The sequence below is a fragment of the Cystobacter fuscus genome, from assembly GCF_044360685.1.
Classification (GTDB): domain Bacteria; phylum Myxococcota; class Myxococcia; order Myxococcales; family Myxococcaceae; genus Cystobacter; species Cystobacter fuscus_C.
Genome location: NZ_CP043491.1, coordinates 11,009,183 through 11,036,093, shown reverse-complemented (window position 1 = coordinate 11,036,093; position 26,911 = coordinate 11,009,183). Strand labels below are relative to the sequence as shown.

23 protein-coding genes are annotated in these 26,911 nt (G+C 69.0%); 7 read left to right on the top strand and 16 right to left on the bottom strand.

The genetic code is table 11. From position 1 onward, the window contains the following. Positions 1–35 precede the first annotated feature (35 nt). Positions 36–1,307 (bottom strand): saccharopine dehydrogenase family protein, encoded by a 1,272-nt coding sequence (locus tag F0U63_RS45120; protein WP_395841018.1) that lies wholly within the window; start codon positions 1,305–1,307, stop codon positions 36–38. A 300-nt stretch (positions 1,308–1,607) separates the two neighbouring features. Here F0U63_RS45120 and F0U63_RS45115 point away from each other — a divergent pair, with 300 nt between their 5' ends. The 4 genes from F0U63_RS45115 to F0U63_RS45100 all read left to right on the top strand — a co-directional run bounded on the left by F0U63_RS45115 (position 1,608) and on the right by F0U63_RS45100 (position 5,859). Beyond that, positions 1,608–2,441, top strand: coding sequence for an endonuclease/exonuclease/phosphatase family protein (locus tag F0U63_RS45115; RefSeq protein WP_395841016.1), 834 nt, complete (start codon positions 1,608–1,610; stop codon positions 2,439–2,441). 229 nt (positions 2,442–2,670) lie between these two features. Beyond that, a complete protein-coding gene (locus tag F0U63_RS45110) occupies positions 2,671–3,756 on the top strand; it encodes a type III polyketide synthase (RefSeq protein WP_395841014.1) in 1,086 nt (361 codons plus the stop codon). A gap of 70 nt (positions 3,757–3,826) precedes the next feature. Beyond that, positions 3,827–4,108, top strand: coding sequence for an acyl carrier protein (locus F0U63_RS45105; RefSeq protein ID WP_395841012.1), 282 nt, complete (start codon positions 3,827–3,829; stop codon positions 4,106–4,108). Further along, positions 4,105–5,859 (top strand): fatty acyl-AMP ligase, encoded by a 1,755-nt coding sequence (locus tag F0U63_RS45100; RefSeq protein ID WP_395841010.1) that lies wholly within the window; start codon positions 4,105–4,107, stop codon positions 5,857–5,859. Before F0U63_RS45105 ends, F0U63_RS45100 begins: the two co-directional genes overlap by 4 nt. 70 nt (positions 5,860–5,929) lie before the next feature. On the opposite strand, the gene F0U63_RS45095 is transcribed toward F0U63_RS45100, so the two are convergent. From F0U63_RS45095 to F0U63_RS45055, 9 genes are all read right to left on the bottom strand, one after another. Beyond that, on the bottom strand, positions 5,930–6,811 hold the full coding sequence (locus F0U63_RS45095) for a zinc metalloprotease (protein WP_395841008.1): 882 nt from the start codon (positions 6,809–6,811) through the stop codon (positions 5,930–5,932). 117 nt (positions 6,812–6,928) lie between these two features. Further along, positions 6,929–8,773 carry a fatty acyl-AMP ligase gene (locus tag F0U63_RS45090; RefSeq protein ID WP_395841006.1) on the bottom strand — a complete coding sequence of 615 codons (1,845 nt, stop codon included), beginning with the start codon at positions 8,771–8,773 and terminating at the stop codon, positions 6,929–6,931. Positions 8,774–8,823: 50 nt separating this feature from the next. Next, entirely contained in the window at positions 8,824–9,885 is a 1,062-nt protein-coding gene (locus F0U63_RS45085; RefSeq protein WP_395841004.1) for a type III polyketide synthase, read from the bottom strand. Beyond that, on the bottom strand, positions 9,882–10,220 hold the full coding sequence (locus F0U63_RS45080) for an acyl carrier protein (protein ID WP_395841002.1): 339 nt from the start codon (positions 10,218–10,220) through the stop codon (positions 9,882–9,884). Before F0U63_RS45080 ends, F0U63_RS45085 begins: the two co-directional genes overlap by 4 nt. Positions 10,221–10,363: 143 nt before the next feature. Next, positions 10,364–12,163: a methyl-accepting chemotaxis protein gene (locus F0U63_RS45075; RefSeq protein WP_395841000.1), complete on the bottom strand. Its 1,800-nt coding sequence runs from the start codon at positions 12,161–12,163 to the stop codon at positions 10,364–10,366. 195 nt (positions 12,164–12,358) lie between these two features. After that, positions 12,359–13,096: an SDR family oxidoreductase gene (locus F0U63_RS45070; RefSeq protein ID WP_395848527.1), complete on the bottom strand. Its 738-nt coding sequence runs from the start codon at positions 13,094–13,096 to the stop codon at positions 12,359–12,361. A gap of 12 nt (positions 13,097–13,108) precedes the next feature. Beyond that, a complete protein-coding gene (locus F0U63_RS45065; protein WP_395840998.1) occupies positions 13,109–14,425 on the bottom strand; it encodes an FAD-dependent oxidoreductase in 1,317 nt (438 codons plus the stop codon). 10 nt (positions 14,426–14,435) lie between these two features. Beyond that, positions 14,436–15,764, bottom strand: a complete 1,329-nt coding sequence (locus tag F0U63_RS45060; protein WP_395840996.1) for a UbiA family prenyltransferase — start codon at positions 15,762–15,764, stop codon at positions 14,436–14,438. Between the two features lie 133 nt (positions 15,765–15,897). Next, positions 15,898–16,938, bottom strand: coding sequence for a methyltransferase (locus F0U63_RS45055; protein ID WP_395840994.1), 1,041 nt, complete (start codon positions 16,936–16,938; stop codon positions 15,898–15,900). A 217-nt stretch (positions 16,939–17,155) separates the two neighbouring features. Here F0U63_RS45055 and F0U63_RS45050 point away from each other — a divergent pair, with 217 nt between their 5' ends. Further along, positions 17,156–18,499 carry a response regulator gene (locus F0U63_RS45050; protein WP_395840992.1) on the top strand — a complete coding sequence of 448 codons (1,344 nt, stop codon included), beginning with the start codon at positions 17,156–17,158 and terminating at the stop codon, positions 18,497–18,499. Positions 18,500–18,538: 39 nt separating this feature from the next. Here the strand turns inward: F0U63_RS45050 and F0U63_RS45045 are convergent, their stop codons facing one another. The 4 genes from F0U63_RS45045 to F0U63_RS45030 form a co-directional block, all read right to left on the bottom strand. Beyond that, on the bottom strand, positions 18,539–19,171 hold the full coding sequence (locus F0U63_RS45045) for a pentapeptide repeat-containing protein (protein WP_395840990.1): 633 nt from the start codon (positions 19,169–19,171) through the stop codon (positions 18,539–18,541). A gap of 11 nt (positions 19,172–19,182) precedes the next feature. After that, positions 19,183–20,751, bottom strand: a complete 1,569-nt coding sequence (locus F0U63_RS45040; protein ID WP_395840988.1) for a hypothetical protein — start codon at positions 20,749–20,751, stop codon at positions 19,183–19,185. A 210-nt stretch (positions 20,752–20,961) separates the two neighbouring features. After that, positions 20,962–21,267, bottom strand: coding sequence for a hypothetical protein (locus F0U63_RS45035; RefSeq protein ID WP_395840986.1), 306 nt, complete (start codon positions 21,265–21,267; stop codon positions 20,962–20,964). Positions 21,268–21,302: 35 nt separating this feature from the next. Then, a complete protein-coding gene (locus F0U63_RS45030) occupies positions 21,303–22,286 on the bottom strand; it encodes a D-alanine--D-alanine ligase (protein WP_395840984.1) in 984 nt (327 codons plus the stop codon). A 175-nt stretch (positions 22,287–22,461) separates the two neighbouring features. On the opposite strand from F0U63_RS45030, the gene F0U63_RS45025 reads away from it, so the two are divergent. After that, positions 22,462–23,112: a GDSL-type esterase/lipase family protein gene (locus F0U63_RS45025; RefSeq protein ID WP_395840982.1), complete on the top strand. Its 651-nt coding sequence runs from the start codon at positions 22,462–22,464 to the stop codon at positions 23,110–23,112. 8 nt (positions 23,113–23,120) lie between these two features. On the opposite strand, the gene F0U63_RS45020 is transcribed toward F0U63_RS45025, so the two are convergent. Continuing rightward, positions 23,121–23,498, bottom strand: a complete 378-nt coding sequence (locus F0U63_RS45020; protein ID WP_395840981.1) for a zf-TFIIB domain-containing protein — start codon at positions 23,496–23,498, stop codon at positions 23,121–23,123. 126 nt (positions 23,499–23,624) lie between these two features. Between F0U63_RS45020 and F0U63_RS45015 the strand changes: the two genes are divergently transcribed. Beyond that, positions 23,625–25,082 carry a hypothetical protein gene (locus F0U63_RS45015; protein ID WP_395840979.1) on the top strand — a complete coding sequence of 486 codons (1,458 nt, stop codon included), beginning with the start codon at positions 23,625–23,627 and terminating at the stop codon, positions 25,080–25,082. Between the two features lies 1 nt (position 25,083). On the opposite strand, the gene F0U63_RS45010 is transcribed toward F0U63_RS45015, so the two are convergent. Next, positions 25,084–26,451 carry an MFS transporter gene (locus F0U63_RS45010; protein ID WP_395840977.1) on the bottom strand — a complete coding sequence of 456 codons (1,368 nt, stop codon included), beginning with the start codon at positions 26,449–26,451 and terminating at the stop codon, positions 25,084–25,086. Positions 26,452–26,911: the final 460 nt, after the last annotated feature.

Sequence of the window (26,911 nt, the reverse complement as noted above, 5' to 3'; positions counted from 1 at the left end):
TAACCCAGGGCTCGCGCTGGCCGCGCGAGGGCGGCTCAGTAGGTGTTCGACGTGGCCTCGCGCACCTCGAACGTCATGTCGGCCTTGCGCAGCCGGTCGATGAGGCGGGTGCCCATGCCCGAGGCGGGGGTGAGGATGCCGCCCGCGGAGGGGATGTCATCGAAGGCGAGGCACAGCGCCGACTCGGCGAGCATCCGCGACGTCGCCGCGTAGCCCGGGTCTCCCTTGGCGGCCACCTTGCCCTCCAGCTTCACCCGCGCTCCCGTCTTGGCCGACTGGCCCTCGCCGAGCAGCTTGATGGCGAAGGAGCCCTTCTCGCGCTGCTCCTCCGAGGGGCCCGCGCCGGGGGCGGGCAGCACGCGCTTCTCGAGCTCCTTGCGCACGCGCGACACGCTCGACAGTCCGAGGAAGACACCCATTCCCGCGGTGAAGCTCGTGGCGGTGAGCAGGCCCTTGGCGCCGGGTCCGAAGCTGCTCGCCTCGGAGTAGAGGAAGTCCTTGCCCCAGGGGTAGCCGAGCAGGGCATTGGAGCGGCGCACCACGCGCGTGTTCACCGAGGCCATGAAGAAGGGGGCCGTCCAGCTGCCCAGCTCCGCGTCGTAGCGCACGCCCATCTGGTCGCGCTCCTCGGGGCGGCCGCGCCGCGGCTCGGGGTCGAGCGCGTGGGGATTGCCGAGCACCCGGCGCAGGGACGGGTCCTTCTCCATCTCGTCCATCATCTGCAGCATGCTCGCCACGGTGCCGCCGCTGACGCCGCCCTTGAGCTTCGTCGTGTAGTAGCGCACCCGGTCGCAGTGGCCCCCGTGCTGCTCGCGCATGTACTCCTGGAGCATGAGCACGCCCAGGTCCGAGGGGATGGAGTCGAAGCCGCAGGTGTGCACGATGCGCGCGCCACTCTCACGGGCCTGGGCATCGTGGGCGTCGATCATCCGGCGCATCCACTGCACCTCGCCCGTCAGGTCGCAGTAGTCGGTGCCACCGCGGGCACAGGCCGCCACCAGCTCATTGCCGTAGCGCGCGTAGGGGCCCACGGTGCTGATGATGACGCGGGTGCGGCCCACCAGCGTGTCCAGCGAGGCCGCGTCCTGGGCGTTCGCGAGCACCAGGGGCTGCTCGACACACGCGGCGTTGACGCTGGCGATCTTCGCGCGCACCTGCTCGAGCTTGGAGCGGTCCCGGCCCGCGAGTGCCCAGCGTGCCCGGTGGGTGTCCTGGGTACGGGCGAGGTACTCCGCGACGAGGCGGCCGGTGAAGCCGGTGGCTCCCCAGACAATGACATCGAACTCGGGTTTGGCGGACTTGGGCATGGGCAAACGGTGCGGTTTGCCTGGAGGCCCTCCTGGGAGTCAATGTTTCCGCGTGGCTTGTTCCTGGCGCCGCGCTTATTCCCAACTCTCGCGAAGTGAGTGGGCGCATGACTCGCCCGGCCGCTCCCCGGCCTGTCCTGGGAGGTAGGGAAGACGCGGCATGGAGGGGGCTGGCATCTTGCCCGCCACTTCATGCGAATCGACCGACTCCTCGCCGGCCTGTTTCTCGCGACTCCCCTCGCGTGTGCTTCGTCCTCCTCCTCGCGTCACGAGGCGCTGACCGAGCCCTCTGTCCTTCCAATGACTCCGTCGATCGCCGCCCCGGCCCAGACGGTTTCCGCCGTGGCGCCCGGTCAGGAAGAGGTGGATTTGAGGGTGATGACCTTCAACATCCAGTCCGGCATCCAGGGACTCGACAAGGTGGCGGACGTCATCCGCGCCGCCGCGCCCGACATCGTCGCGCTGCAGGAAGTGGATGTCCGCTCCCAGAGGGCCAGCGGATTGGATCAGCCCGCGGTGCTCGCCGAGCGCACGGGGCTGCCGTACTACGCCCACTTCCGCACCACCTCGCTGTTCGGCGGGGACTATGGCGTGGCGCTCCTGTCGCGCTTCCCGCTGGAGTCCGTGCGGCAGCACCCGCTGCCCGTGGTGGAGGGCACCGAGCCGCGCACCCTGGCCCATGCCCTGGTGAAGGTGAACGGGCAGGAGGTGAGCGTCTACGTCACCCACCTCACCCGGCGGCCCTTCAACAACGCCATCCGCGTGCGCCAGAGCGCGGCCATCATGGCGCTGGTGGGCCAGGACCCCCGGCCCAAGCTGCTCATGGGCGACATGAACGACACGCCCCAGTCCAACTCGTTGCGGCTCTTCAAGCGCGAGCTCATGGACGTGTTCGCCCAGCGCGGCGAGGGCTCCGACATCACCTACCCCCTGCCCATCATCCCCAGCCTGCGCCTCGACTACGTCCTGGCGAGCGAGCGCTTCATGCCCCGGCGCAGCAAGGTGTTGCGCGTGAAGGCCTCGGATCACTATCCGGTGGTGGCCGAGCTCACCCTGCTCGGGCCCGTGCGCGCGCCTGGCCCCCAGCTCGTGACCGGCGAGCCAAGCATGGCCTCTTCCGCCAGCAGCCAGTAAGTCGCCCCTCCCTCACGCACGGGGAGTCTTGGCACCAAGGTCTCATGGACTTGTTCTCTAGCTGACACTTGTCACCCCAGGGTCACGTGTTGGATGGGCAAGTTGTCAGCCAGCCAGCATCCCCTGCAGGGGAGGGTGCGCAGGGACATTCAATCTTCCGCGTCCAGGTCGCACCCTCGGGGCGGGGTGATTAACCGTCGATCCCCCACTCTTTCGAGGGATGGCGTCGATGAACTCCGCAATCACCCAGGACTCCGCTCCGGTCATCCGCGCCGTGGAGCGGTTGCTTCCGCCGCACTACTCTCCGCAGGAGCAGATCATCGGGGCGCTGCGGGACCTCTGGGCCACGAGGCACTACAACATCGAGCGCCTGGAGGAGCTGCATCGCTCGGTGCAGGTGGACGGCCGCTTCCTCGCCCTGCCCATCGAGCAGTACCGCGCGCTCACCACCTTCCAGCAGCGCAATGACGCGTGGATCAAGGTGGCCAGTGAACTGGGTGAGCAGGTGGTGGGCAAGGCGTTGGAGCGCACGGGGCTCACGCCGCGGGACGTGGACCACATCTTCTTCGTCACGGTGACGGGCATCTCCACGCCGAGCGTCGACGCGCGGTTGATGAACCGCATGCGCATGCGCTCGGACGTGAAGCGCACGCCCATCTTCGGGCTGGGGTGCGTGGCGGGGGCGGCGGGCGTGTCACGCGCCTCGGACTACCTGCGCGCGTGGAAGGGCCAGACGGCGCTGCTCATCACCGTGGAGCTGTGCTCGCTGACGCTGCAGCGCGAGGACCTGTCCATTCCCAACATCATCGCCTCGGGGCTGTTCGGGGACGGGGCGGCGTGCGTGGTGCTGCAGGGCGCGGACAAGGCCCCGGCGGCCACGGGGCCGCGCATCGTGGCCACCCGCTCGGTGCTCTTCCCGGACACCGAGCGCATCATGGGCTGGGACGTGGTGGACTCGGGCTTCAAGGTGGTGCTGTCGGCCAAGGTGCCGCAGCTGGTGCGCGAGCACATCCGTCGGGACGTGGACGGCTTCCTCGGTGAGCATGGGCTCACGCGCAAGGACATCCAGCACTGGGTGGCGCATACCGGTGGCCCCAAGGTGTTGCAGGCCTTCGAGGACTCCCTGGAGCTGGTGGCCGGCTCGCTGGAGCGCTCGTGGAAGTCCCTGCACGAGGTGGGCAACCTCTCCTCGGCCTCGGTGCTCTTCGTGCTGGGGGACACGCTGGAGTCGGGCGTGGCCCAGCCCGGGGACTGGGGCGTGATGATGGCCATGGGTCCGGGCTTCTGCGCCGAGCTCGTGCTGCTGCGCTGGTGAGCCGGCGGGACGGCTCGCCCCTTTCGAGGCTCCCGCCAGGGGAGCCTCGCTTCCTTGCCGGAGGTACTCCGTGGTTGAGCATGAGCTGGTCGTCCTCGATGAAATCCGCCGCATCGTTTCCCATGAGCTGGAGTGGAGTGGCCCGGTGGAGCCCGTGCATCACCTGATGCGCGACCTGCAACTGGACAGCCTGGGCCTCACGGTGCTGGCGGTGGAGTTGGAGAACCGCTTCCGCATCCGCCTGTCCATGGAGGACTCGGTGAGCGTGGTGACGGTGGGAGATCTCATGCACCTGGTGGCCTCGCGGATGGCGGGCGGCAGCCGGGACGCCTTCGTGGAAGGCTCGCCATGAAGGGCCCCCCGCTGCCGCGCGTGAAGTACCCCACGCTCAACGAGGCCCTGGAGGGCGCGGCCCGTGGGCGGCTCGGGCTCATCTTCGTGGACGCGGCCGAGCGCGAGACGCACCTGCCCTGGGCCCAGGTGTACGAGCGGGCGCGCCGCACGGCCTCGGGGCTGCACCGCCTGGGGGTGCGGCCCGGGGATCGCGTGGCGCTGCTGCTGCCCACCTCGCCGGGCTTCATGGACGCGTTCTTCGGCACGCTGCTGGCGGGCGCGGTGCCGGTGCCGCTCTATCCCCCGGTGCGCCTGGGCCGCCTGGAGGAGTACCACCGCTCGACGGCGCGCATGTTGGAGGTGTCCGGCGCGGCCGTGGTGCTCACGGACTCGAAGGTGCGGCTGCTGTTGGGCACGCCCGTGGCGGCGGCGCGTCCCCGGTTCGGGTGTCTGACGGTGGAGGACGTGTCGCGCGAGGGCGGGGACCTGGCCCTGTCCGTCACGCCCCAGTCGCTCGGCCTCATCCAGTTCTCGTCGGGCTCCACGGTGGACCCCAAGCCGGTGGCGTTGCGCCACGACAACCTGATGGCGCAGCTGGCGGCGCTGGAGGCGGAGATTCCGCCGCCGCTCGAGGGCGACCCCGTGGGCGTGTCGTGGCTGCCGCTCTACCACGACATGGGGCTCATCGGCTGTCTGCTCTCGGCGCTGTACTACCCGGGGCGCATGGTGCTCATCCCGCCCGAGGTGTTCCTCGCGCGGCCGGCGCTGTGGCTGCGCGCCCTGTCGCGCCACCGCGGCTTCGTGTCGCCCGCGCCCAACTTCGCCTATGGGCTGTGCCTCAAGCGGGTGAAGGACGCGGAGATGGAGGGCGTGGACCTGTCGGCCTGGAGGCACGCGCTCAATGGCGCGGAGCCCGTGTCGCTGGAGACGCTGCGGCGCTTCGGCGAGCGCTTCTCGCGCTGGGGTTTCCAGCCGGGGGCGATGCGGCCCGTGTATGGGCTGAGCGAGGCGTCGCTCGCCGTCACCTTCCCGGTGGCGGGGCGGGGGCCGTACGCGCTGGGCGTGGACGCGCGGGTGCTGGCCACGGAGCGGCGCATCGTGGACGGCGAGCGCCCGGTGGTGTCCGTGGGGCATCCGGTGGCGGGAGTCGAGGTGCAGGTGCGCGACTCGCTGGGCCACGTGCTGCCGGAGCGGCGCGTGGGGCGGGTGTTCGCCCGGGGCCCCTCGGTGATGGAGGGCTACTTCGGCCTGCCCGAGGCCACGGTGCGCGCGCTGGACGAGGCGGGCTGGCTGGACACGGGGGACCTGGGCTTCGAGGCGGATGGCGAGCTGTTCCTCACCGGCCGCGCGAAGGACCTGGTCATCATCCGCGGCGCCAACCACGCGCCCCAGGAGTTCGAGGAGGCGCTGGAGGGCGTGGAGGGCCTGCGCACGGGGTGCGCGGTGGCGCTGGGCTTCACCCCCGAGGACGGCCAGGACGAGGCCCTGCTGGTGCTCGCCGAGCATGCGCCGGGGGCGCGGGTGGAGGGCCTGGAGGAGCGGGTGCGCGAGGCGGTGGTGGCGAGTACGGGCGTGCGGCCCCACACGGTGCGGGTGCTGGAGCCGGGCACGCTGCCGCGCACCTCCAGCGGCAAGCTGCGCCGGGGCGAGGCCTTGCGGCTCTTCCTGGCCAACGAGCTGACCGCGCCCAAGAAGGTGAAGACGGTGGGGCTCATGGTGGAGATGGCCCGGAGCGCGCTGGCCTTCGCCCGGGCGGGGCGCGAGGAGTAGGAAAAACGAAGACGCCGGGCGCGCTGTGGGGCGCGCTCCGGCGTCGGGACGGCGGGACTTCAGACGGGGATCAGATCCCGCGGTACTGCTTGGTCAGGGTGTCCATGCGCTCGATCTGGCCCGCGGAGAAGGTGTTCATGCAGGCGTCGTCGCTGTAGTCCATGAAGTTGGTGATGGGGTCCAGGCCGGCGGAGGAGCAGGTGTCGCGGCCCGTGGGGCAACCCGACGCCGGGGTGGACTCGGCCGGGGTGTCGCTCACGCTGTCGTTCGTGGTGGTGCAGCCGCCCTGGAAGGTGTGGTACAGGCCCAGCCAGTGGCCGACCTCGTGGGTCGCCGTGTCACCCTGGTTGAAGGGGGCCGCGCTGCCGCCGGGCAGCGAGCTGTAGAGGATGACCACGCCGTCCATCTTCGGCTGCGAGGAGTAGCTGGAGGGGAAGGTCGCCCAGCCCAGCAGGCCGCCGCCCATGTTGTTGGAGTAGACGTTGAGGTCGCCCGCGCCACCCTTGCGCAGCGCGTTCTTCATCTGCGTCTCGTAGGTGCCGCCCGTGGTGGTGTACCAGGAGTTGTTGGCGGTGGTGTCCGTGCTCACGAGCGAGAACTTGAAGGGCGTCTTCGAGTAGGCGGCGTTGAGCACGGAGATCTGGTTGGCGATCGCCGTGGAGCTCAGGGCGCCCGCGCCCGAGGTGTTGGTGATGGTGTGCCAGTAGACCTTGATGGTCACCGAGCCCGGGGTGCGCGCCTGGCCCTTCACCGTCCCTGCGATGGCCTGCTCCACCGCGTCCCTCTCGGCCTCGCTCAGGTCCTTCGTCACACAGCCGCGCGCGAAGCCCTGCTCCTGGGGAGCTGCCTCCTCCGCGGGCACCTGCTCCACCTCGGTGCAACCACCGAGCGCCAGGACCGCACCCAGGACCACCGCGAACTTGCCACTCTTCGACACGACGCTGCGGGACATTCCAACTCCTCGGGGGAAAGTTGGAAATCTTCTACTTTACCCAATCAGGGCGAGCAAGGGAGCGAGTGCTTTTTCTTGAAAAAATGAGAATCGATGAAAACGGGTGGGCTGTGATTTTCAGTGCACCACGGCGAGAGGGGGTGGCGGCTTCACCAGCAGGGAGAGGGCCTCGAACTCCTCGATGTTCTGGCGGATGTAGGCGCGCTTGAGCTTGCCGCTGGTCGTCTTGGGCAGGGACTGGGGGGGCACGGGGACGACGCGGTTGGGACGGACTCCGGCGCCCTGGAAGACGGTCTCCTCCACGTGCTTGCACAGCTGGCGCAGCGCGTCGGGCTTGCTCTCGGTCGTCTCGCACACGATGACGATGTCCTCGGTGCCCGTCTGGGCGTTGTTGACGCCCACCGCCGCCACGCAGCCCACGCGCACGCCCGCCACGCGCCCGGCGGCGTTCTCCATGGTGTACGGGTGGTGGTTCTCCCCCGCCTTGATGATGAGATCCTTGCTGCGCCCGCAGATGAAGAGCTCGCCGCCGGCGAGGTAGCCCAGGTCTCCGGTGTACAGCCAGCCGTCGCGCAGCACCGCGCCGGTGGCCTCGGGGTTCTGGTAGTAGCCGCTGAAGAGGGACGTGCCGCGCAGGAGGATTTCCCCCTCGTGGCGCTCGGGCACCGGGTGGCCCTCCTCGTCCACGATTCTCAGCTCGATGCCCTTGAGGGGCCGGCCCACGCCGTGCACCACGAGCGCGTCGGTACGGGTGCCCGGGGCCACGGGCACGGCCTCGCGCCGCGTGGCAAGGGCCGTGCGCGAGAGCGTCTCGACGCGCAGGGGCTCGCCCCGTATGCGGCACGTCACCCCCACCACCATCTCCGCCATGCCGTAGGAGGGCCGCCATGCTTCCCGCTCGAAGCCATGGGGGCCGAAGCGCTCGGTGAACTGCTGCACCGTGTCGGCGTGGATGAACTCCGCGGCGTTGTAGGCGCGCTTCCAGGCGCTCAGGTCCAGCCCGTCCAGCTCCGCGTCCTTGATGCGCTTGACGCACAGCTGGTAGGCGAAGTTGGGCGCGAAGCACGAGGTGGCGCGAAAGGCGTGCATCGCCCACAGCCAGCGCGAGGGCTTGAGCAGGAAGCCGAAGGGCGGCAGCAGCGCCGTGGGCAGGCCGTGCACGAGCGAGGCGAGCACGCTCGCCACCAGGCCCATGTCGTGGAAGAGCGGCAGCCAGCAGACCATCAGGTCATCCGAGTCCCACCCGCCGCCCTCGCCGATGGCCGCGCAGTTGGCCAGCAGGGCCCGGTGGGAGATCTGCACGCCCTTGGGCGCGTCCGTGGTGCCCGAGGTGAACTGGATGAAGGCCGTCTCGTCCGCGTCCAGGGTGGGCGGGGTGAGGGGCTCGGCGTCGGCCACCAGGTCCGCGGGGATGGCCACGAAGGGGGCCGCCTGGCCGGGCTCGGGGGTGTATTCGCCCAGGGCTTCGTGCGCCAGGTCCACGAAGTCCGGATCAATGAGCATGGCGCGGGCGCCGAGCAGCCGCAGCTTCGCGCGCAGCCGCTCGCCCCAGGCCTGCACGGACACCTTGGAGGAGGGCAGCTCGATGAGGCAGGGCGTGGCGCCCACCAGCCCGCAGGCCAGGAAGCACTCGAGGAACTCGGGGCTGGTGTCGAACGAGAGCACCACCCGGTCCCCGTGCCGCACGCCGCGCGCGTGCAGGTTGGCGCCCAGGCGCAGGGTGTTGTGCAGCACGTCCCCCGCGGTGAGCACGGTGAGGCGCTCCTCCAGGTCCACGAAGTAGAGCAGGGGCTGGGAGGGGCGGGTGCGCCCCCAGTGCACCACGGCCTCGGCCAGCGTGTTCACGGGGGCGGGCGAGGCGCGGGTGGGGGCGCGGGGGGCGAGCTGCCGGCTCGGGTGGCGCCCCGCTCCGGGCCCGAGTGCGATGGGACCCGTCTGTCGCCGCAGCGGCTCCTGACTCATTGGATGTGACCTCGGTGATGCGGTGGAGGAACGGCCCGGGGGAACCGGGCTCAGAAGCGGACCAGGATGCCCTCGACGGTCAGCCCGGGCCCGAATCCCATCATCACGCCGTACTCGCCGCGCTGGGGGTTGTCCGAGCGCAGCACCTCCTCGAGCACCAGCATCACGGTGGTGGCGCCGCAGTTGCCGTACTCGCTGAGCACGTGCCAGCTGGCGCGCATGCGCGACTTGTCCAGCTTGAGCTGCTTGGCCAGGCCCTCGAGGATCTTCGGCCCGCCCGGGTGGATGAGCCAGTGCTTGATGTCCCCGGCCTTGAGCCCCTCGGGGCCGAGCAGCTTCTCCAGGAAGTCATCCACGTGCTCGGCGAGCACGAAGGGCACGTAGGGCGACAGGTTCATGCGGAACCCGTCGTTGTGCATGTTCCAGCCCATCAGCTCGTGCGTCTCGTAGAGCTGCTCGGTGTGCGAGCGCAGGAACTGCACGCCCTCGCCGTCCGGGGCGCTGCCCATCACCACCGTGCACGCGGCATCACCGAACAGGCCGTGGATGACCACCTGCTCGGGGTCCGGCGTGTCGTGGTAGTGCAGCGAGCTGTACTCGGAGGCGTTGGCGATGACGTACTGGTCCGGACGCGCGGCGACGCTGTCCATGGCGGTGCGCAGCACGGGGAAGGCCGCGAAGCAGCCCATGTGCCCCACGAAGGTGCGGCGGATGCTGGAGGGCAGCCCGAGCTTCTTGGCGATGTACAGGTCCAACCCCGGCCCCGAGTAGCCCGAGTTGGTCGTCATGGTGAAGGCGCCCACGCGCGAGCGCTCCAGCTCGCCCAGCGCCTTCTGCACCGACTCCCCGGTGACCTGGAGGCCGACGCGCTCGTACACGCGCACCCGGTCCCCCACGCCCATCCGGCCCTGCTTGAGCTCCACGCGGGGGTCCCACGCGAAGAAGCGGCGGCGCACCCCGGTGTTCTGGATGATGCGCCGGGCGTTGGGCACATCCTTGAACCAGTCCTTGAACAGCCCCTCGTAGATTTCTTCCTGCGTGAGCGACAGCGGGGGGACGGCCGAGGCGATGGACAGCAGGGTGGGGCGACGCTCGGGTGCTGCCGGCGTCATGCCGCCTCCGAATCCAGTGGCTCGAGCCCGTCGCCGAGGGCGGCCTCGTCGCCCACCGTGTTCGCGTCCTGGGGCTGCGGCTGGCGCTCGTCGATGAAGTCCACCAGGCTGCCCACCGTGTCATGTCCCCGGCGCGACGCCTTGATGTACCAGGGGGTGAACTCGATGTTGGCCACCTCATCCTTGAGCCGGGAGATCATCGACTCCAGGTGGAAGGAGTCCATGCCCAGGTCGTACGTCATCGAGGAGAACTCGTTCACGTCGTCCGGATACAGGCCGGTATGGGTGGCCAGGATGATGTTGCGAACGTGATCCAGAATCTCCTGCCGGTGCATACGGACCTCCTGCCGAGGGGCGGGGCTGCGGCTGTCAACTTCCCCGTTCGGCCACTCTTTCAGATTACAGCTCTGTAACATGTGTGGTCAATCTGGAATATTCGAGCAAAAGCGTAATGCCTGATATCACCGTGAAGGAGGGTTCACTCGACGTGATACTGCCGGGCCACCTGGCTGACTTGGTGGGAGACCTTCTGGAGCATGTCGGCGGCTTCCTGGGTGGATTCCAGGCGCTCCAGGGATTGGTCCATGCTGCGTGACAGGTCGGCGATCGCATTGAAGATTTGAGCGAAGCCGGCGTTCTGCTGGCTCACGGCGGCGGTGATTTGTGTAACGGCCTCGGAGCTGTTGTTCACCATGAGCGACAGCTGGCGCAGGCTGTCGCCCGAGGTCTTCACCTTGCCGAGGCCGCCCTCGACCTGGGCGGTGCTCACGTCCGTCATGGCGACGGCGTCGCCGATGGCGTTGCCCACCTCGTCGAGGATGGTGGTGATGCGGCTGGTGGAGCGGATGGATTGATCGGCCAGGAGGCGGATCTCCCGCGCCACCACGCCAAAGCCCTTGCCGTGCTCTCCCGAGCGCACCGCCTCGATGGCGGCGTTGAGGGCGAGCAGGTTGGACTGGTCGGCCAAGTCCTTCACCGTCTGGGTGATTTCACCGATCTGCACGGCGCTGGCCTGCAGGCGCTCCATCTTGCCGCGGATGGCGAAGACGGAATCGCGGATGGCGCTGAAGCCGGCGATGGTCTGCTCGATGGCGAGGGTGCCCGAGCGGCTGAGCTCCTCGGCGTGGCGCACCACGTTGAGCACCTCCTCGGCGCGCTGGGCGGTGAGGTCCGAGGTCTGCTTGATTTCCTGCGCGGTGACGTTGGTGTCCTGGATGGCGGTGGCCTGGGTGGTGAGCGCCAGGCGCTGGGCCTCGTTGGCGTGGCGCAGGGTGGCGCCCGCCTCGACGAGCTGGGCGGCGGACTGCTGGAGCTCGCGGGGCAGGGCGCTCAGCTGCAACACCACGGCGTTGAGCCCGAAGGCCAGGTCGCCAATCTCGTCGCTGGACACCCACTGGGCCGGGCGCACCTTGCCCACCGACAGGCCTTCAATCGCCTCGAGCACCGCGAGCGAGCCCTGCTCCTGCCGGCGTGCCAGCATCCACGCGGAGCTCGTGGCGAGCGCCAGCAGCATGAAGACGAGCACGGCCACGGGAATGCTCAGCCCGGACAGCAGCGCGGCGCCGAGCCCCTCCAGCATGTAGGCCGCCTGGTGTTGCCCCGCCGCCTGGAGGTCCTCGATATAGCGGTTCTGCACGTTGCCCATCTGCACCGCCACGGTGAGGCCCCCGAGGACGATGAGCGACAGCACGCAGACGGCGAAGGCGTAGGGAAGGAACCAGGACTGGCGCAGCCAGAAGAAGCCGCCGCCCACCACGCGCAGGTGGGGATGGCGCCCCTGCTCCTCGAGCGCCAGGGGCTGGGTCCAGCGCTCGATGGTGATGCCGGCGGGGAACGCCAGCAGCAGGCCCACGGACAGCCCGATGAGGCTGCCCCAGAGCACCAGCCACAGGCTCTTGTCGAAGAGCAGGCACACGCCGGTGCAGAAGAAGCCCGCGCCGAACGTGTACGAGCCGGCCATCACGTAGATGGCGATGCGCCAGGGCATCTGCAGCAGGCGGCCCAGGCGCAGGCCCTGGGGCTCGCCCGGGGTGACGCGCACGGCGTCGCGGTGCAGGTAGTTGATGGTCAGCGGCGGGTAGAGCACGCCGAAGAACAGGATCGTGGGGGGCAGCAGCCAGAGGACGGACTGGGTGATCTGCTCGCCCTGGAGCCCCAACATCATTCCCACCAGGTAGGCCAGGAAGGGCGCCAGTGGCATCGCGCACGCGCGCATGAGCGCATCAATGCGTCCGGGCAGGGAGCGGTTGCTGCTGCTCAACGGATTGAAGAACGCCATGGGGAGTGCCTGGAGGGGAGCGGTGAGGGCGTGGCCGCCGGAGGGAGGGGCGCGTCCGTCGGACCGGAGGCTATCACCTTTCAATCCCCGGGGTGGGAGGGGGCCGGGATGTCACCAGGAGTGGAGACCTCGGCACCTCGCGGGACGCGGTGCGTCCGCCCGCCTGCCCCTCGTGGGGGAGCGGGACGGCGTGGGTCAGAGCTTCAGGCGCTTGAACACACGCTCGGGGATGGAGCGGATGAGGAACATGATGGGGCGCCAGAAGTCGGGCAGGTACACCTCGTCCTGGCCCGCGTCCACGGCGCGCAGCAGACCCCGGGCCACCGCCTCGGGCGAGGCGAAGAGCGCGTTCTTCTTCACGCTGGCCGTCATCGGCGTGTCCACGAAGCCCGGCTTCACCGTCACCACGGCCACGCCCGCGGGTGCCAGGCGGTTGCGCAGGCCCTGGAGGAACACGCTCAAGGCGCCCTTGGAAGCGCCATACACGTAGTTGCTCTGCCGTCCCCGGTCTCCGGCCACCGAGGAGATGACCACGAGCGTGCCCGCGCGCTGGGCCTCGAAGCGGTTGGCCAGGGGCGTGAGCAGCGACACCGCGCTGAGGAAGTTGGTGCGCAGCACCTTCTCCGTCTCCCCATAGGAGCGCTGGGCCTGCTCCTGGTCCCCGAGCACCCCGTGGGCGAGCAGGGCGCCATCCAGTCCGCCGAGTGCCGCCGTGGCGCGCTCCACCAGGGGCTCGTGCTGGGCGAAGTCGTCCAGGTCCAACGTCTCGGCCTCCACCCGGGCCGCGCCCCGGGTGCGGGCATCCTGCGCCACCGCCTCCAACCGCTCGGCGTGGCGGGCAACGAGGTACAGCGACGCGCCCCGCGCGGCCAGCAGCCGCACGGTGGCCTGGGCAATGGCGCTCGTGGCGCCGAGGACGAGGACCTTTTTCATCATGGAGCCTGTCTATCCCGCGCCGCGCACCCGACGCCAGAACGACGAGGAGAACGCCGGGTCCACGTACCGGGCGAAGCGCTCGCGCTCCGGGTAGTACGCCGCGAAGCTCTCCGGGCTCATGCGCGAGTCCTTGGCCGGATACACCCTCCCGCCCGCCTCGCGGGTGAGCCGGTCCAGCTCATCCACGAGCTGGTACGTGCGCTCGCCCCGGTTGGCGAAGTCCAGCGCCAGCGAGTAGCCCGCCTTGGGGAAGCTCATCCACCCGGGCGACGGCACGTCCCCGTAGATCTTGAGCACCGTGAGGAAGGAGGGCATGCCGCTGTGCGCGCTGCGATCGAGGATCTCCTTGAGCGCCGCCACGCCCGTGTCGTTCGGGGGCACGACGCACTGGAACTGCACGAAGCCCTGGCTGCCGTAGATGCGGTTCCAGTGGTGCACGCTGTCCAGGGGGAAGAAGTACGGCTCGTAGTGCATGAGCCCCTGGTTGCGCATCCGGTAGTGGAGCGCGTTGAAGGCCGCCACCGAGACGCGGTTGAGCGCCAGGCCCGGGAAGTCGAAGGGAACGGCGAGCCCCGACAGGCGCGGGGGAGACGGCGCCCGGGCGTTGAACTGTGGGGGCGCGTGGTTGGCGCGGTGGAACAGGCCCCGGCCCAGATGGCGGCCCCGGGCGAGGCTGTCCACCCACGCCACGGTGTACTCGAAGTCCTGGTTCGACTCGCGCGCGAGGTTGAGGAAGCCCTCCAGGTTGGAGAAGGCGATCGTCTCCTGGTGCATGTAGGAGTTGCTCACGCGCCGCAGCTGGAGCTCCGCCCAGGTGATGAGCCCGGTGAGCCCGAGCCCGCCGATGGTGGCCTCGAACCAGTCCTGATTTTCCTCGGGCGAGCACACCCGGCGTGAGCCGTCCGAGCGCACCAGCTCGAAGCGGCGCAGGTGCCGCCCGAAGGTGCCCACGCGCACGTGGTTCTTGCCATGCACGTCATTGGCGATGGCGCCGCCCACCGTCACGAACTTCGTGCCCGGGGTCGCCGGCAGGAACCACCCCTGGTTCGTCACCAGCCGGAGGATGCCGTCCAGGGTGACACCCGACTCGCAGCGCAGCACGCCCGTGGCCGGGTCGAAACCCAGGAAGTGATCCAACCGCTCCGTCGTCAGCAGCGAGCCGCCCTCGTTGAGGCACGAATCGCCATAGCTGCGGCCCAGGCCATGGGGCAGCAGCGAGCCGCCTTCCGGGGGCACGGGCAGCGGCTCGCTCGTCCACGTGACGGGGTGCGCCTTCTGTCCGGAGACTCGGGGGTAGCGCCCCCAGGATTTCGGTTCCATCGTCATCTTCATCTCCTCACGCCGCGGCCAGCAGCACGCCCGCGGCGATGACTCCCACCGCGTAGCTCACCTTGTCCTTGAGCGCGAACACGAGCGGGTCCTCGTTCACCAGTCCCCGGTGCGCCAGCAGCCACACCCGGCCCACCCAGTACAACATCACCGGACACAAGAGCCAGAGCCGTTCCGGATGCACATAGAGCGCCGTCACTTCCTTGCTGGTGATGTAGAGCGCGAGCACCAGCACGGACAGGTAGCCACTGGAGACGCCGAGCGCGGCGAGCTGCTCGTAGTCCCCGGACACGTAGCCCCGTCCATGCGCCACCGACTCGTTGGCCAGCCGCAGCCGCCGCACCTCGCTCAGCCGCTTGACCAGCGCGAGCGACAGGAAGAGGAACATGGAGAAGCTGAACAGCCAGCTCGACGTGGGGATGCCCACCGCGAGCGAGCCTCCCAGGATGCGCACCGTGTACAGCCCGGCGAGCACCAGCACGTCCAGCATCATCACCTGCTTGAGATAGAAAGAATAAGCGATGGTGATGAGGTAGTACGTGCCCAGCAGGGCGAGGAACTCGCGCGGCAGGAGCAGGGCCACCGCCGTCCCCGCGCCCAACAGCCCCAGTCCCAGCCATGGCCCCGCGCCCAGCGGCAGCGCTCCCGACGCGAAAGGCCGGCGGCGCTTGCTCGGGTGTTGGCGGTCCGAGTCCAGGTCCAGCAAGTCGTTGAGCACGTACACGCTGGAGGCGCACAGGCTGAAGGCGATCATCCCCAGCATCGCGCGCAGGAACAGGGGCGCGTTCATCGCCTTGTGCGCGGCGAGCAACGGCACGAACACGAGCACGTTCTTGGCCCACTGGTGCATGCGCAGCGCCTTGAACAGCGCGCGCACGCGGGGCATGAACGGGGGCGCGTGACGCGCTTCCTCGTGCGGGGCGCCGAGCGTCTCGCGCAGCCGGGCCTCGCGCAGGGCGCCGGACAGCTCCTGGGTGCCATCGCTCGCGAGCACCGTCTCGAAGAGGCCCAGGTGCGCGGCCACCGCGTCCGCCACGCGCCGGTCCGCCACCGTGGCCAGCACCAGCCGGCGGCCGCTCGCCTTCTCCTCGGTGAGCCGCGACAGCAACGCCTCGTCATAGGGCAGCCGCGCGGGGTCCAACTCCACGTGCCGCGCCACCTCCGCCCGGCAGAAGGCCCGGCCCCGGAGGCGCCACCCCAGCGCGGCGGGAATCAGGTGGGGTTGACGCTTGATCAGCCGCACGAGCCCCTCATGGAGCGAGTCCGTGCGGATGAGCACTCCGTCCAGCTCGGTGACGAGCGCTGGGGCGTCGGATGCGGGGGTCGCGGAGGGCATGGGCGTCGGCATGGGAATCGGGCCGGAGGGTAGCGCGACAAGCCGAGACCGTGCCTCATTTCTCTGTGCGGCTGCCCTGGCCGTCAGGCCAGGGGGCGGACATCACACGGCCCCCCGCGCTTCGTGTCCCGGCTCACTCCGCGTGGGCGATGACGAGCGTCTGCAGCGGCACGTGGCGCATCGGCTTGGCGCTCTCGATGCGGAAGCCCGCGTCGCCGAGGAAGCCCTCCAGCTCCGCGGGCGTGTACGCCGCCGCCTTCGAGGTGAGGAAGTAGTGCAGGCCGATGAGCGGGGCGGCGCTCGGCGGCTTCTCCACGTCCTCGCGCAGGTACTCGAGCACGGCCAGCGTTCCCTTGGGCGCGAGCGCGGCGCGCACCCGGCGCAGGAGCGCCACGTTCTGCGCGGGGGACAGGTGGTGCACCACCTGGAAGAGCAGCACCCCGTCATACGGCCCGCCCAGCTCGGCGGTGAGCACGTCGCCCTCCTGGTGCGTCACCAGGTGCGACAGCTGGGCCTGGGCGATGACCTCCCGGCCCACCCGGACGCTGCCCTCCAGGTCCAGCACCGTGGCCCTCAGCCCCCGGTTGCGCCGGCACAGCTCCGCGGCGAACCACCCATGCGCCCCTCCCAGATCCAACACCCGCCGGGCTCCCCGGGGCAGCGGAATGGCGCGGGCCACCTCGGGCGCGGACAGCCGCGCCATCTGGTACATGGCGAGGATGTAGGAGCGCCAGCGCGGGTCCTCCGGCGCGAACTGGTGGATGTCCACCGCCTCGCCCGTGCGCACGGCGTCCTCCATGTGGCTCCACCACTCCCACTGGGTGTAGTTGAAGTCGAGGAAGCCGCCCACGTACTGGGACGAGCGGGGATCCAACCAGCGCCGGGCCCGGTCCGCCATGCGGTAGCGGCCCTTCTTGCGCTCCACCGCGTCGCACGCCTCCAGCGCCTCGAGCAGCGCGCGCGTGCCCTCCGGCGCCAGCTTCAAGCGCGCCGCCAGCTCCTCCACCGTGGCCTGCCCCTCCGCGAGCGCGCCGAAGATGCCCAGACGCTCGCCGGCCATCAGCGTGCGCGCCGCCATCATCCCGAAGAAGGCGTGCGCCAGGGGCTGGGGCGCCAGGTTGAACCAGTCGGCGAAGCGCTCGAGCAGGTTGTCCGCCTTGAGTCCGAGCCTCATGCCTCCTCCCGTCTGTTCCGGAGGGGTGCCGGGGGGGCGGCGAGCGGATGGGCGGAGGAGGGAGGGGACGACCAGGTGCTTCGCTTCAAGGGCAGTCCTTCATGGGGGCATCCCATCGAGTCGGGGACCGCCGACCTTACCCGCCCGGACGCCGGGATGCATCAGCGGCAAGAGAGGGCCTCCCGGGAGTGGTGGCTTTTGGTAGGGTGGGCGGGAGATGGCCCCCCGAATTCTCGTCGTCGATGACAACCCGGAGTTGCTCTCACTGCTCGTTCAGCTCTTCGAGGACGAGGGATATGAGGTGACCGGGGTGGGCAGGGGCGCGCAGGCCGTGGAGAAAGCGCGCGGCCAGCCACCCGCCGCGGCCGTGCTGGATCTGCTGTTGCCCGACATGATGGGCTTCCAGGTGGCGGACGCGCTGCGCAAGCAGCAGCCCCAGCTCCCGCTCATCTTCATCACCGGCGTCTTCAAGGGTGGCAAGCACGCCGTGGATGCCCGGCAGAAGTACGCCCCCGCCGACTACTTCGAGAAGCCCTTCGATGCCGCCCGTCTGCTGGAGGCGGTGCGCCGGGCGGCGCCGTACACCAAACCCGCGCCGGCGCCAGCGCCGGAGGCCGCTCCCGCGGCGGGTGATGCCTTCGAGGACGTGGACCTCGACATCGACGTGGAGGAGGAGGGGGTCCAGGACACGTTGGAGCTCACGGGCCGCGTCAAGGTGACGGGCGGCAACCTCACCGCGGAAATCCGTGGCGCCAATCTCACCGCGGCTCCGCTGGTGCCCCAGGGGCCCGCCGCGTTGGTACGTCCTCCGCCTCCACCGGGGGGCCGTCCCGCGCAGTCCCGGCCCGTGGCGCCTCCCAGCAATCGCCGCGGAGAGCTCCGGGACAACCTGCCCTCGCTCATCACCGCCTTCTACCTGTCACGCGAGACGGGTGAATTGGGCCTGCAGCGCGGCAAGGTGAAGAAGGTGGTGTACTTCGAGCGGGGCATGCCCGTGTTCGCCCTGTCCAACCTGCTGGCGGATCGCTTCGGCTCGTTCCTCGTGCGCGTGGGGAAGATCAAACCCGAGCAGCTCGAGGACGCGGCGGCCGTGGCGGCGGCGAGCCAGCGGCGTACGGGCGACGTGCTGGTGGAGCGGGGGCTGCTCAAGGACACCGAGCGCATGTACTACGTGGGCCAGCAGGTGAAGGCCATCATCTACTCGCTCTTCGCGTGGGAGGACGGCACCTGGGTGATGAGCTTCAAGGAGAAGGCCGCCGCCGAGTCCATCAAGCTGGACGCGCACCCGGCCAACCTCATCGTCCGGGGCGTGAAGAAGCTCTACAAGCCCGAGCGCCTGCGCGGGATGATCCAGCCGGAGGACAGACTGATTCCCGCGGTGGCCCCGGCCTATCAGCTCGAGGACGTGGACCTGGAGCGCTGGGAGACGGAGCTGCTGCCCAGGATCGATGGCCACCGCACCGTGGCGGAGCTGCTCGCGCTCGCCAACCGTCCGGAGCCCCTCGTCCAGGGCTTCCTCGTGGCGCTCATGTCCCTGGGCCTGCTGGAGCGGAGCGGCTGAGTCGAAGCGGCCCGAACCCGCGGCGGTGTCTGTCTTTCGTCAGAAGAGGATGCAGTCGAATTGCTCGATGACGGCCTTGAGCTCCTCGGGCGTGGTTTCGAGTTGCTTGGCCAGGGTGGGGGCGTGTTTGGTCAAGGCCATGGTGCGGGGAGGTTGTTTGTGGAGCTTTTCCACGACGACATCGCCCACCAGTCCTGGCCATGTGGCTCGGCGGAGTTCTGGGGCTCTGCGGATGGGATCCAAAATGGTAAAGCAGGGCCACTTGGGAAAACGTAGGGTCGAGGGGTCGCAGCCCATGAAGCGGCAGCCGTCCAGTTGGGCCTCGGTGAAGTCACAGTCCTCGATGGAGCCGTGCTGATACTCTGGCTCATCCCCATATTCGGGCCAGTGACCGAAGTCACACCCGGTCAGCCGCCCCTTGAAGCGGCAGCCCTCGAGGGAGGCTCTTATCCATTGCTGATGGTTCTTCAGTTCCTGCTTCACCTCGAAGGTGCAGTTGATGAAGTGGGCCTGATTGATGAACAGGCGGCCGGCAGGCACTTTCAAAATGACGGTGCAGTGGCGTAGCGTCAGATTGGGGCCGAGGAAGTAGTGCGAGTTCTTGTCCGTTAACTCGAACCGCTCGTTTTCAATCTCCTTGTCTTCGATGATGATGTTTCCGAGCCAGTCCATGGTCGCCTCTTTCAGAAGGTGAGCATCCGGAAGAATTCGGTGGCCATGCGCCGCCCGTGCCGCGCGAGATTGGACTCAGTGCCAGAGAGAATCTCGTACCGGGTGCCCGTGGTCGGGTCAAACACGTCCACGCCCTGTTGGTTGAATTGATAGATTCGCTGGAACTGTCTTTTCACCTTTTCGTGCACGAAACGTCCCCGGGCCTCGCGCTCCAAGAGGCGCGCCAGCCAGTACTCGCCCTTCTTCATGGCCCGCTCGATGGCGTCTTTCTCGGCATCCGAGAGCTTGTCGGGCCCCCACTGCTTGGCGGCACGGGTGACAGCCTCCTGGATCTGGTCGCCCACCTTGTCATGGGGCGGAATGTCCGCGAGAGACTTGCCGCGCGGCACGTGCCAGCGTTGGCCGTCGCTCAGCTCCACCTGCCGGTTGCCACCCCGGTGTTGGAGCTCGGTGGAGGCGGAGCGGCCACCTGGGGCCCTCTCAGCTCCCGAGCCCGTTTTCTGCTTGAGCAGTACCACCGCCAGCGGGCCCTGCGGCGACAGGGCCACCGTGTCCACCGCCACCACCGCGTGGGCCAGTGCCTCCCCCTGCGCCCACTCTTCCACGCCCGCTCGTCGCAGCACGCCAGCTCCACCCTGGGCCTCCCAACGCGCCGAGGCCAGTCCATGACCCGGCAATGACTTCACCCGCGCCGCCACCTCTCCCAGGGTGCGCCCGCTGAGCGTGGCCACCGCCAGAATCATCGCCCGCGCCGCGTCCTCGCCCAGCACCCGGCCGAAGTCCGCGCCCGCGGCGCGCAGCTCCGCGAAGGTGCTCGCCTCGCGCGCCGCCACGGCCATTCGGCTGTACCCGTCCATCAGCCCCCACACGGTCTCCAGCCCCAGCCAGCCCACCAGAATGACTGTCAAGGTAGCGGCCAGGGCCTTGGTGGTCGGTTCGGGTAGTACCCACAGCAGGCAGTAGAGCGTCACCGTCCAGGCGACCAGGGACACCACTGCCCTCACGTCCAGCAACTCGCGCGCCAGGGCCGCGCGTGTCTCGTCGAGTACCGGGCCGAGGGCCAGCGCCAGCGCCAGGACGCGCCGGTCATCCGTGCGCAGGAAAGGACCGTCCTCCAGCAGGCACAGACAGTCCCCGCCACCTCGGGGCACGCACCACGAGAGATAGCTGTCGCGCAGGGCAGCATCCGCCTCGGGTGTCAGGGGCTCGGGGCCGAACTGGTCCAGGGGCACGAAGGTGTACGTCCGCTCACCGTAGCGCTCCATCAACCACTGGCCCGCCATCTCCATGTGCTCGGCCTCTGGCGGGAACTGGTGCGAGAGCGAGAGCAACTCGTGCGCGGCCTCGCGAGCGCTGCCCGTCACCCGCGTGTCGCGGGATAGCCGCTGGAAGGCGCGCTGGAAGTCGGCCCGGGACAGGGGCACGGGACGGGAGGCGGAGGCGCTCGGCTCCAGGAAGTCCACGGTGTAGAGGCGGGCTGACTCGAAGCCCGGTTCGGCGGCGAGGGCGACTCCCTGCCGGGGGACTGGGGGAGGCTCGGACGGCGTGGTTCGGCCTGTCGAGAGACTGTCGCGAGGCACACCCGTGGCACACGCACTGTGCAGCAGGAGAGTGAGGATAAACCAGACGCTCACCAGGGGGCGCGGGCGGATGCCCACTGGAAGTGGGCCAACAGGATTCATGAACACGGCTCACCTCCGGTGGTGACGTGGTTGGTCAGCCATCGTTCCGCCATCACACGGACGTGTGGGCGTGCTCGTCAAGCGCGATGAAGGTGTTCAAACACCTCGTCACGGCTTTTCGTGTTGTCGCGCGAGGGTGCGCAGCCGCTGCCCGGTCGGCGTGCCGGGGACGGGCAGATAGAAGACGACGCGCTGCTCGCGCTCGGGCACCTCGAGCACCTCGCACAGCAGCACCAGCGGCCCGGCGACCGGATGCATGAATGATTTGTTCGCGGTACGGCGGGGCACGGCCTCGGTGCCCGACCATCGCCGTGCGAATGTCTCGCTCGCCGCGCTCAGTCGCTCGGCCAGTCGCGCGATGACCGGGTCACCCGCACGTCGCGAGCGCCGCGGAGCTACTCTCCCACCTGCCACGCCCCCCCCACCACCGGAGTCCTCATGCCACGACTTCAAGTGCCAGACGTGTTCACCCCGTGCGCACGCCGGGCACAATCGATGATGTGCAGGAGGAAGTCCCGGTGCCCGTGCGGTTGGAGTGACAGGATGAAGTCGGCGCTTCCCGGCTGGTCCGGAGGGTAGAACACGCCCGGGTTCGCGTTGCAGTCGAGCATGAACAACTGGCCCGCGTCGTCCATGCGGATGTCACAGCGGCAATAGCCACGGGCGTTCACGGCCGAGAAGGTTCGCTGGGCGATGTCATCCAACCGTTTCACGAGACCCTCATCGGTCACGGGACGGGTGTTCATGGCCTCGTAGTTCATCCACTTGAGGTCGAAATGCTTGAACGTCTCCCCTTCAGGAAAGTGGATCTCCACCGGGGGGTGTACCCAGGGCCACTGTTCTCCCGGCCGAGGCTCGGAGACGAGCACGGTGAACTCGCGCCCCGCGATGAACTCCTCGATGAGGACACCGCCGAAGCGGGAGAGGGTCCGCCCGGCCCGCTCGAGCAGTGCCTCGCGGTTGTCGACCCGCGAGTCCAGCTCGATCCCGATGCTGGCGTAACCGGAGTGGGGCTTGACCAGCAGGGGGAAGCGCAGCTCTCCGGCGGCTTGCTCGACCGTGGCCAGATCCGAGGCGAAGCGATAGCCCGGCGTGCCGATGCCCTGGTTCAACCAGGCCTGTTTGTGCTCTTCGCGTGAGGCCGCGTAGAAGTGCGAGTTCGCTCCCGTGAAGGGCAATCCCAACCGTTCCAGGTGCTGGATGACCTCGACTCCCGCGATGTCCTCGTCCGGTGCTCCGTCACAGAGGTTGATGAACGCGTCGAAGCCCTCCTTGGCGAGCTGTTCGAGCACCTCTCGCGAGTTGGCGCGTGTCAGGGGCTGGCGCGACCAGGTGTGATCGGGCAACCACCAGGAGGGATCGACGGCGGGATCGATGTCCTTGTAGGGAGACTGGGAGCCTTCATAGGAGGAGTACAAGGTACAGAGTCGCATGGGGCTTGTTCCGTACGTTGGGGAAGGCCTTCACCTGGTCTCAGGACTTCGTTTCGAGTCTGCCCTACTTCCCGGGCGCCGTCCCGGGCTTCGGGCGGGCGGACGGACGGGTGCCTCCAGGGCCCCGCGCGCGACGAGCGTTGCCCGCCAAGGGAGTCCTCCCCAGTGTTGGAAGATGACGCTCACGCTCTTCACCTTTGGTGATTCGGTCCTCGATTGTGCCCATTACAACCGGCACGGCGTCTCGCCCGGCGAGCTGCTGGTGCGCAACCGGGACGACCTCTTCCCGGAGTTCCGCGGCCAGGACCTGGACTCTCGCGGCGGCGCGCGGCTCGTGCATCGCGCGCAGGACGGAGGAACGGTGGATTCCCTTGCGCGCCAGTTGCGCGGAGTGGAGGGCTCCGGTCCGGCGGTGGCGCTCGTGTCGGTGGGCGGCAATGATCTGCTGCGCGGCCTTCTCCTGGACAGGGACCCCGGCTTCGAGGCGTTCCAGCGTGAGCTGTCCGCCTTCCTCTCGGCGTTGCCCATCCGCCCGGTGCTCCTCGCCAACGTGTATGACCCCTCGGTGGGGGACGATCGCCGCAACTTCACCGGCGTGTCGATCCATCAGGCCCGCGAGAACCACCGGCGGATGAATGGCATCCTCGCGGCTCTCGCCTCGGAGTATGGCGTCCTCGTCGACCTGCACGGGCACTTCCTCGGGGGGGACGCCTCCTGGTTCACCTCCACCATCGAGCCCAGTCTGCGCGGTGCTTCCGAGGTGCGGCGCTGCTTCTGGCGGGAGTTGGTGAAGGTCCTTCCCGCTGGAGCCGAAGCGGCGCCCTGACTCCGGCCTCAGTCGTTCATGATGAAGCGGACCGCGTCGACGAGTGCCGCCACGACGCCCATCTCCTGGATGGCGCGCAGCTCGCCCCCATCGAGCCACACCCCATGGCAGCGCTCGCAGGCGTCGAGCAGCACGTGCCGATCGCGCTCACTGCGCACCTTCTTCATCACCTGGCGGGGAGTGCACCGGGGGCACGCCAGCTCGCGGGCCTGGACCTCCTCGGAGGGCAGCGTGCGCCACTCGAACAGCCGCACGTTCACGGTCGACTCCAAGAGCTTCAGGTCCTCTCCCTCGAGCCAGTGTCCCTCGCATTGAGGGCACTGGCGCGCCTCCACCTCATCCAGGTGCGTGGGGGCCATCACCTTGTCGCAGCGGGGGCAGTGCATGGTGTCTCCTACCGTACGGTATCAAGGCCCGAAGGCGGAAGACGACGCCTCCCCGCCTGCCTCCTTTTGTCGGTGAGCGCCGTCGGCCCGGGACTTGCGAGCAGTCCCCCGTCAACGGAGGGACGGATGGGCATTCGTGCAAGTGCGGTAGGGGTAGGACTCGCGGTCATCGCAGTGCTCGAGGTGAGTTGTGGTGACCACTCCAGGACAGACGACCCGCGAGGGCAGTTGGAGCCGGGTCCATCGGTGGGAAACGAAGTTCCCTCGGACACGCCGCCCGTTCCCTCCGAGGATGCCGGCACGCCCTCGACCCCTCCGCCGGATACGAGCGGGCCGGGTGACGACGCGGGAACGCCCCCCGAGCAATTCGCCGGTCCGTGGCCGGTGGACGCGGTGCTCGATTATACCCAGGCGTTTGGTGTTGGCACCCCGCAGAGCGTTGGCGTCGACGAGGGGCTGAACCTCTGGCTCCTCGATGGCAATCGCATTGGCGTGCTGCGCCCGGGTGACACCGCTCCGACGTGGACCACGGGCGTGGGTCAGGCGCGTCAGCCCTTCGGCCGGGATTCGCTCGCGATCGGCTCGACGGTCATTTGCGGCGGTGAGGCCGGGCGCGCGTACGTGGGCTATCGCGCCGCGGAGATGCGGCGGGCGGAAGGGATTTCCCAGCGCACGTACATCCCCGGACCCAACGATCCGTTCTACACGCCCGAGCGCTACGCCGAGTACCAGAAGGGAGATCTCGACGCCGTCCGCCTCCAACCCGATGGCACGGTGGCGCTCGAGGAGCACATCTGGCGCACCACCGGCGCGTCGAACGCGGGCAAGCAGATTGGCATCCACAACACCAACGACTTCCACTACGAGGAGGATCGCAGCATCCTCAACTGCGCCCGGGTGACGCGCGGCAAGCATCGCGGCGATCTCTACGTCACGACGAACCACGGGGTGACGCGCATCCAGGGGCTCACGTACAACAGCCACCGTCATCCCGGCTGGTACCTCGTCACCCAGAATCCGGACGGCTCGCGCGACGAGTCGCTCCAGTGCCCGCCGATGTACGGGCTCGGCCTCGCGCGCAATGGGGATGTGCTCGTGGCGAACGAGCAGATGCTCGGCGTGCTCGTGCCGAGTGACAAGCTCGAGGAGTGGGACCGGGAGTACACCTGGGAAGGCCCGACGCCCTGGACGTTCAAGGGCTTCAACGAAGCGCTCAACGGACAGGCCACGGATGATTACTGGCGCGCCTTCGAGCAGAGCACCTCGGGCCGCTACTACCTGGGGAGCGCGGAGTTCGGCGTCTGGGAGATGACGCCCAGGTCCCGCTCCACGGGCAACTGGTCGAAGCTCGCCGGGCTGCCCACGGATCGCATCCTCTCGCTCAAGGCCACGGACGATGGCGCGCTCTACATCGGCACGGAGGGCGGGGGCCTGTGGCGGCTGGAGTCCGACGGGAAGACGCTGGCCCGGGTGGAGCAGGTGCCGGGCCAGCGCGTCCTGCAGCTCGTCTACGAGCCCACCGTGACGCCGAGCATGCTGCTCGTCGTCACCGAGCGGGGCGTGACGGTCCTGCGCGGCCCGTAGCTCAGGCCACGTCGCGCCGGGAGCCGTCCGCCGGGGCTTCTCCTGGAGGAGCCTGGGGGGACGGCTCGGCGAGCTGCTCGCGGAACGTCTCCGCGGACAGGTACACGGACACGAGCGTGATGAGGGCGAGTCCCACCATGTACAGCGACACGGGCCAGGCCTGCCCGTTGCTGCCCGACAGCAGCGCGGTGGCGATGAGGGGCGACAGGCCTCCGGCGAAGACGGACGCGAGCTGGTAGCCGAGCGACGCGCCGCTGTAGCGCACGCGCGTGCCGAACAGCTCGGAGAAGAAGCTGGCCTGGGGCCCGTACATCGCCGCGTGGGCGATGATGCCCAGGGTGATGGCGAGCCACACCAGGCCCGTCTGCTGGGTGTCGATGAGCCGGAAGAAGGGGAAGGCGAGCAGCGCGCACCCCACGGCCCCGCCGAGGTACACGGGGCGGCGGCCGAGCGTGTCCGACAGGGCGCCGAAGCAGGGGATGGCCACCAGGTGCACGCACGTGGCCACCAGCACCGCGGTGAGCATGTCCGAGCGCGCCATGCCGATGCTGGTGCCGTAGGTGAGCACGAACGTGGTGACGATGTAGAAGAAGCCGTTCTCCGCGAAGCGCGCTCCCATGGCGAGGAGGATCTGCTTGGGATAGGTGCGCAGGGCCTCGAGCGCGGGCAGGCCCTTGCTGGCGGGGCGCGAGTGCTGGAGCGCGCGGAACGCGGGCGACTCGGCGACGCCCAGGCGGATGAAGACGCCGATGCCGATGAGCACCGCGCTGAAGAGGAACGGGACGCGCCAGCCCCAGGAGACGAACTGCTCCTCGGGCAGCCGCGAGAAGAGGGAGAACACGGCGTTGGCCACCAGCAGGCCCGCGGGCGCTCCCATCTGCGGCCAGCTTCCATAGAAGCCCCGGCGGTGGGCGGGCGCGCTCTCCACCGCCATGAGCACCGCGCCTCCCCACTCGCCCCCCAGGCCGAAGCCCTGGATGATGCGCAGCACCACCAGGAGGATGGGCGCCAGGACGCCCACGCGGTCATACGTCGGCAACAGGCCGATGGCGAACGTCGCCACGCCCATGATCATCAGCGTGGCGCTCAGCATGGACTTGCGTCCGAGCTTGTCGCCGAAGTGGCCGAAGATGATGCCGCCCAGGGGCCGCGCGATGAAGCCCACCGCGAAGGTGGCGAACGCCGCGAGCGTGCCCATCAACGGATCGAACGAGGGGAAGAACAGGCGGTTGAAGATGAGCGCCGCCGCGGTGCCATAGAGGAAGAAGTCGTACCACTCCACCGCGGTACCGATGAAACTCGCGGCGGCCACCTTCCAGATGGGGGTGACGGCGGGCTCGGGGGAGGCCGAGGGAATATTGGGTTCCATGACCCCAGGGTCTCATGGATTTGTGCACTGGAGGACCCCGGACTCCTCGTACGAATGTGCTTCGCTGGGATTCGCTGCCGTGTCCCCTCCGGGCAGCGTCTCCTCACCTGACGTGGCATGTCCGCGGAATCGTGTCAGCCCATGGATATTCCGGGCTTCGGGGAGTTCGTCCAAGTCCCTGCCGAAGCAGTCATGTGGGGTGGGGCCGCGCCATTCGGGCTCCAGCCGGGGCCTCGGCCCATTCCTGGCTTTGTCGCATTGCGTCAAGATTTTCCCGTTTCCCGGGTCTCTGACTTGGTATAAAACTTTATTTACGCGTTTTACTATTTCTTCTCGAAGTCAGAGAGATACCGGAACAAGGAAGGGTTTCGAGGACATGAAAACCGGCACGGTGCGCGCTCCTGCTGTCACGTGTCCGCGGTCCGCTTCTGCCTTCCCTTGACGAACGCGTCGCCCTGTC

What these genes read in the sequence shown, in the direction of transcription:
- F0U63_RS45120 (WP_395841018.1), bottom strand. Translation starts at nt 1,307, where the DNA reads ATGCCCAAGTCCGCCAAACCCGAGTTCGATGTCATTGTCTGGGGAGCC.
- F0U63_RS45115 (WP_395841016.1), top strand. Translation starts at nt 1,608, where the DNA reads ATGACTCCGTCGATCGCCGCCCCGGCCCAGACGGTTTCCGCCGTGGCG.
- F0U63_RS45110 (WP_395841014.1), top strand. Translation starts at nt 2,671, where the DNA reads ATGAACTCCGCAATCACCCAGGACTCCGCTCCGGTCATCCGCGCCGTG.
- F0U63_RS45100 (WP_395841010.1), top strand. Translation starts at nt 4,105, where the DNA reads ATGAAGGGCCCCCCGCTGCCGCGCGTGAAGTACCCCACGCTCAACGAG.
- F0U63_RS45095 (WP_395841008.1), bottom strand. Translation starts at nt 6,811, where the DNA reads ATGTCCCGCAGCGTCGTGTCGAAGAGTGGCAAGTTCGCGGTGGTCCTG.
- F0U63_RS45090 (WP_395841006.1), bottom strand. Translation starts at nt 8,773, where the DNA reads ATGAGTCAGGAGCCGCTGCGGCGACAGACGGGTCCCATCGCACTCGGG.
- F0U63_RS45085 (WP_395841004.1), bottom strand. Translation starts at nt 9,885, where the DNA reads ATGACGCCGGCAGCACCCGAGCGTCGCCCCACCCTGCTGTCCATCGCC.
- F0U63_RS45080 (WP_395841002.1), bottom strand. Translation starts at nt 10,220, where the DNA reads ATGCACCGGCAGGAGATTCTGGATCACGTTCGCAACATCATCCTGGCC.
- F0U63_RS45075 (WP_395841000.1), bottom strand. Translation starts at nt 12,163, where the DNA reads ATGGCGTTCTTCAATCCGTTGAGCAGCAGCAACCGCTCCCTGCCCGGA.
- F0U63_RS45070 (WP_395848527.1), bottom strand. Translation starts at nt 13,096, where the DNA reads ATGAAAAAGGTCCTCGTCCTCGGCGCCACGAGCGCCATTGCCCAGGCC.
- F0U63_RS45065 (WP_395840998.1), bottom strand. Translation starts at nt 14,425, where the DNA reads ATGACGATGGAACCGAAATCCTGGGGGCGCTACCCCCGAGTCTCCGGA.
- F0U63_RS45060 (WP_395840996.1), bottom strand. Translation starts at nt 15,764, where the DNA reads ATGCCCTCCGCGACCCCCGCATCCGACGCCCCAGCGCTCGTCACCGAG.
- F0U63_RS45055 (WP_395840994.1), bottom strand. Translation starts at nt 16,938, where the DNA reads ATGAGGCTCGGACTCAAGGCGGACAACCTGCTCGAGCGCTTCGCCGAC.
- F0U63_RS45050 (WP_395840992.1), top strand. Translation starts at nt 17,156, where the DNA reads ATGGCCCCCCGAATTCTCGTCGTCGATGACAACCCGGAGTTGCTCTCA.
- F0U63_RS45045 (WP_395840990.1), bottom strand. Translation starts at nt 19,171, where the DNA reads ATGGACTGGCTCGGAAACATCATCATCGAAGACAAGGAGATTGAAAAC.
- F0U63_RS45030 (WP_395840984.1), bottom strand. Translation starts at nt 22,286, where the DNA reads ATGCGACTCTGTACCTTGTACTCCTCCTATGAAGGCTCCCAGTCTCCC.
- F0U63_RS45025 (WP_395840982.1), top strand. Translation starts at nt 22,462, where the DNA reads ATGACGCTCACGCTCTTCACCTTTGGTGATTCGGTCCTCGATTGTGCC.
- F0U63_RS45020 (WP_395840981.1), bottom strand. Translation starts at nt 23,498, where the DNA reads ATGCACTGCCCCCGCTGCGACAAGGTGATGGCCCCCACGCACCTGGAT.
- F0U63_RS45015 (WP_395840979.1), top strand. Translation starts at nt 23,625, where the DNA reads ATGGGCATTCGTGCAAGTGCGGTAGGGGTAGGACTCGCGGTCATCGCA.
- F0U63_RS45010 (WP_395840977.1), bottom strand. Translation starts at nt 26,451, where the DNA reads ATGGAACCCAATATTCCCTCGGCCTCCCCCGAGCCCGCCGTCACCCCC.